1 protein-coding gene and 1 pseudogene are annotated in these 5,293 nt (G+C 39.2%); both read left to right on the top strand.

Annotation, left to right across the window (positions count from 1 at the left end):
• The first annotated feature begins 305 nt into the window (after positions 1-305).
• Positions 306-437: pseudogene (locus AB1414_14775) on the top strand (four helix bundle protein).
• 208 nt (positions 438-645) lie between these two features.
• Positions 646-5,293 (top strand): hypothetical protein (locus AB1414_14770; protein MEW6608685.1); only part of this gene is annotated, 4,648 nt, incomplete at its 3' end.

Raw genomic sequence — 5,293 nt, 5'->3', positions numbered from 1 at the left:
CATCCCGAGGCCCCCTGTCATGACAAGGAAAAAGCAGTGTCATCCCGAGCGGAGCCCAGCACCTTTTCAGAAAAAGGTGCTGGGCGAAGTCGAGGGATCCCGTGGCTGTCCCCCTGTCATCCCGAGGAGTCTGCGACGAGGGATCCCGTGGCTGTCCGGGGACCATGTTAGCGGTAAACCGTAGCCGTGATTACCGCAACAACCACGGGATCCCGTGACTGTCCCCCTGTCCGCACTCCTCGGGATGATCATTAAAAACGCTCTTTGCTTTTTGTACAGTTTATTCTTTTGCAGCGCCTAATGAAACAAAATTTTGGCTAGCCCTTCTAAGAGATTCAGGAAGAGGAGATAGAGAGAAAATTAATAAACTCTTAAAAGAGCTTACAGAAATCTCAAATATCCTTGGTTCAAGCGTTAAAACTCTCAGAGGCAAATAATACTTTTAACTTTTAACTTTTAACTTTTAACTTTTAACTTTTTCGCTTTTACTTTTAACTTTTAATTTTTGACTTAATCTCAAATAAAAACAAAAAAATGTCAACCAAAACAAAAATGACACTTCAGTGTCATCCTGAGCGAAGCGAAAGACCCTGTTTGGCTAACGGAATCCTTCGTCAGCCCTCGCTCCGCTTGGGCTTCCTCAGGATGACAAGGCGGATTGACAAGCCAACCTCAATTAGTCTGGCAATAATTTTGCTTTTAGCCATGGTCATTGGGGTTGGGTTTTTTGTTTCCCAAATTCAGGCTAATCCAGGCGATGGTTCTGGAACTATGGAAGTTATTCCAAAAAATGTGATGGCCTCTTCTTCTGGTAATCAATTCGACTTTACTTATACCGCGGCTGAACCAATTGCTAATGGTGAATTAACTCTTTCTGTACCTGCGTCCTGGACTGAGCCTCAGGATAGTTTTTCTACCTCTCCTGGCTATGTTAGTATTACAGCTACTACTGGCAATCCCTCTGTTTCTATATTTAGCATCACTGGGGTTGGTCCTTGGACAATTTCTGTTACTCTTTCTTCAATGACCACCAATGCCAGCTTTACTTTATCTTATGGAGCTGATTCTTCAACTAAAGTTACTGCTCCAGATGTGCCAGCTGGTCAAAGTGAACAAACTTATACTTTTACTACCAAGACAAAAGTGACTGGTGCTGGAACTTTGACAGAAATTGCTTCTTCTCCTCAGGTGACAGTGATGGCTTATTATTCTTCTGATCAAGGAGAAGGATCATTTACAGCTGAGTCTAATCCACCTAACACACCAAGCAATCTTACCCAAACTGGTAATGGAGAATATATTCCTTGGGGAGAAAAGACTTATAATTTAACTCCAACTTTTTCTTTTGATCTTTCTGATCCTGATCCATCTAATAATCAAGTTAAATATCAGATTCAATTAGCCACTGGGCCAGTGACCATTCCGGCTAATGTTGTGGTTGATTACACTTCTGCTTTAGGTGCTCAAGGAAGTTACTCCTTTACAGTTGGCCAGGCTGCTGGTTCTGGCAGTTATACTACTGGAGCAGCTTATTCTTGTACTGATTCAGATTATTATTGGGCAGTACAAACTATCGATGAGTATGGACTAACGAGTGCCGCCTGGGCCTATGCTAATAATGGGAATAAAGCCTTTAGTGTTGATACTACTCCTCCTGCTTATTGGATTGATCAGGGAGAAGGGACATTTGATGTTCGAGCTTTTAATAAATTAATTCTACTTGTTCCTAACGAATATTTAAATCCTGAAGTTAAACAAAGTCCTGAAATGACCACTGGTAAAGCTGGAACTTTAGATGAACCAAGAGCTGGAACTTCATTTACAGTTACAGTTTTAGCTGCTTCAGACGATGGTTATCATATTACTAATATTGAAGGAGATAACGTGGAACTTTCTATTGAAACCAATGGTTCTCCTGATCCTTATGCTGTAATCTCACCCAGTTCTGTTCAATCAATGGTTTCTGGCACAGCTACTTTCCAGGTAACTCTTAAAATAGCTGGAAAGGGAATTACTAGAATTAAAGCTAATCATGCTACTAAAACAGACGATCAATCCAGATTAATTACTGTCAAACAGTCTTGTTTCGACAGTCCTAAGGAATGTGATTATAATAATTATAAAAAACTTTTACTTTTAATACCTGGCGAACAGAATGATCCAGGCTCAAGCATAGGGAAAAAGGGTTCAGTAAGTGCTCAGACAGTAGGAACTAGTTTTAATATAACAGTTCTGGCAGTTGATGAGTATTGGAACTTAGTTGAAAATGCCCCAACGACTAATAATTCTGTTTCTATTACTCAAGTTGGTCCTGATTATGTGGGTACTACTGAATTGCCTTCTTCTCAATACTTTACCTCAGGAGTGGCTACCTTTACTATTACTGAAAGAAAGAAAGGAGACAATCATCGTCTAAATGCCGAGAGTTCTAATGGATCTATTGGAAATAGTTATAGTTCTTATTATACAGTTAATCCAGGAAATCCTGTGAAGTTACAAATTATTGCTCCTGGTGAAAGTCCAAATCCAGGTTATTCTGAAGGCAAGACTGGTTTGCCTATTACCCAGGCTGCTTTTTCAAGTTTTACTTTTACAGTTAATGCTGTAGATAGTTGGTGGAATATTAATACTACTGCTTCTGCTGGGACAGTTTCTGTTAGTACTGAAGATCCAAATGATACTCATCCTGCTAATCTTAATTTAACAAATGGTCAGGCTGTATTTACTCATTCTTTTGCTACCAAAAATCTCTCTCCAGGGTGGAATATTACCGCAACTCATGCTTCTTATACTTCATATACTACCCCTAAAATTCCAGTCTCATCAGGAAAAGCTACTCAGCTTTTAGTTATTGTTCCAGGAGAGACATTTACTGAGGGTTCAGGTAAGTCAGGTACTCCAGTTGAAAGAGGAGCAGGTCAGACTTTCACAGCTAATATCTATGCTTTAGATGAAGGTTTTAATATTGATACTACCAATAATTCAGAAATTTCTCTTTCCAGCTCTGCTCCCTATGATACAGAACCAGCAAATATTGTTTTAAATAATGGTCAAGGTCAAGCTGAATTTACTTTCAAAACTGCCAATGATTCTCCTGGCTGGACTATTACTGCCACAGATGTAGGAGGGACTTTGGCTGCTAATACTTCTTCTCCAGTACCTATTGTTGCTGCTGGACCAGTAAAATTGCAAGTTCTTGTTCCAGGCCAGAAATCTGAACCAGGTTCTGATACTGGAAAAACAGGATTTCCAATAACTCAAACTGCTGGCACTTCCTTTAATGTTACAGTTAACATAGTAGATAATTTTTGGAATGTGGTTAAATCAGTTAGTAATGATGTGATAGAATTTTCTTCTACAGATTCTTTGGCAGAATTTTTGCCAGCTACTGCTTATTTGGTTAATGGAGTTACTACTACTGCTGTTACTCTAAAGAAAGTTGGTTCAGGAACTCAAACTATTACAGCAAAAGATATTTCTGATCCAGTTATTGCAAATGGCATTAGCGCTCCAATTCCTGTGCTACCAGCTGTTTTAGATCGTTTCTATATTTCTAATATTTATCCAGTTCAAACTGCTGGAGAACCATTCAACCTAAATCTTGAAGCTAGAGATAAGTTTGAAAATATTTTAGACAGAGGACCGAATCTATTTGAAAGATCAGTTAACTTTACTATTTCTACTGGCCCAGAAACTATTAGTCCTACTGCTTCTTCTAATTTCACGGCTGGAAAATGGTCTGGTTTAGTTGAAGCTCGCAAAAAAGCTGAAGTTGTTTATATCACTGTTACTGATCCAGTTACCTCTATTAATTCAAATTCTAATAATTTTGAAGTTCAGAAAGGCCCATTTACTAAACTTCAAATAATTCTACCAGGCCAACAGGAGGCTCCAGGAACTTTGTCTGGAAAAACAGGCAGTCCTGATTCTCAGTATGTGGGTCAGCCATTTAATGTAACAGTAAATGCAGTTGATGATTGTTGGAATTTAATTGATACAGTTACTGATCAAGTCTATCTATCTTCCACTGATTCTACGGCTGACTTACCTTCTCTTACCTCTTTAGTAAATGGCCGAGTTACTTTACCAGCAACTCTTTATGATGCTGATAATTCTCCTCATACTATTACTGCTAATGATCAAACCAATCCTGGTAAGATTTCAGATGAAAGTTCTGAAGTGATAGTTCGGCCTGCTCCATTTGTTAGATTAAGAGTAATGATTCCAGGCCAGTATGCAACGCCAAAAGAGAATTCACCTCGATTTCTTACTGGCCCTGCTCAAACTCAAAATGCTGGTACTCCATTCCAGATAATTATTGATGCTATTGATGCTTATGGTAACAGAGTAACAGGAGCTACTGGGAATGTTAATTTAGAGTTCATAGATCCAGCTCCTAGTGGAACTATGCCTACCCAGGTAGCTTTAGGAGAAGGAGGTTATGGAGGTCGGGCTATAGTTTTGGTAACTATCAATAATCCTGGCTCCTGGCAAATTAAAGCTCAACATGAAAATCCCTTGAAAGATCCTGATACTTCCTCTCCAATTCCTGTTCAGATTGGACCTTTGGCTTCTTTCACTCTTGAAGTTCCTTCTTCAGCAATAGCCGGCACTCCCTTTAATTTGACTATTTTAGCCAAAGATAAGGTTGGCAATGTTTTAAGTAGTGGTCCAAATGTATTTAATGAAACAGTTATTTTGAGTTCTTCTAATGGTGGAACAATCAGTCCAACAAGCGTAGCACTTTCAGCTGGTGTTTGGACTGGCCAAATTTCTTTAACTAAAACTGGAGCAGCCAGAGAAATTAAGGTTACTTATTCTAGTGTTACAGGTCAGACTTCTATTAATATCAATCCTGCTAGTGCTGACCATCTTTCTTTGAGTCCTTCTAATTTAGTAATTACTACTGCTTCTCAGGGAACAATGGAAATAGAGGTTCAGGATAAATACGATAATACCCAGCCAGCTGGAAGTCATACTGTTTATCTAACCTCAACTGCTTCAACTGGCCAATTTAGAACTAAAGGTACTGTTACCCAGATCACCAGTGTTGTTATTCCAGATGGCCAATCTAAAGCTCAGCTTGATTACTATGATACCACGGTTGGTAATCCACAGGTTAGTGTTACGAGCAATCCTTTGACCGGAGATAGCGAGACAGTTACGGTTGTTCCAGGTAATTTAGACCATTTCCATTTCGATACTATTTCTTCTCCCCAGACAGCTGGTCAGGCATTTACTATTACTATTACTGCTCATGATATTTCTTGCAATGTAGTCACAGATTTTACCA

Source organism: bacterium (genome assembly GCA_040755795.1).
Taxonomy (GTDB): Bacteria; UBA9089; CG2-30-40-21; order CG2-30-40-21; family SBAY01; genus JBFLXS01.
This window is presented reverse-complemented; position numbering and strand designations above follow the sequence as displayed.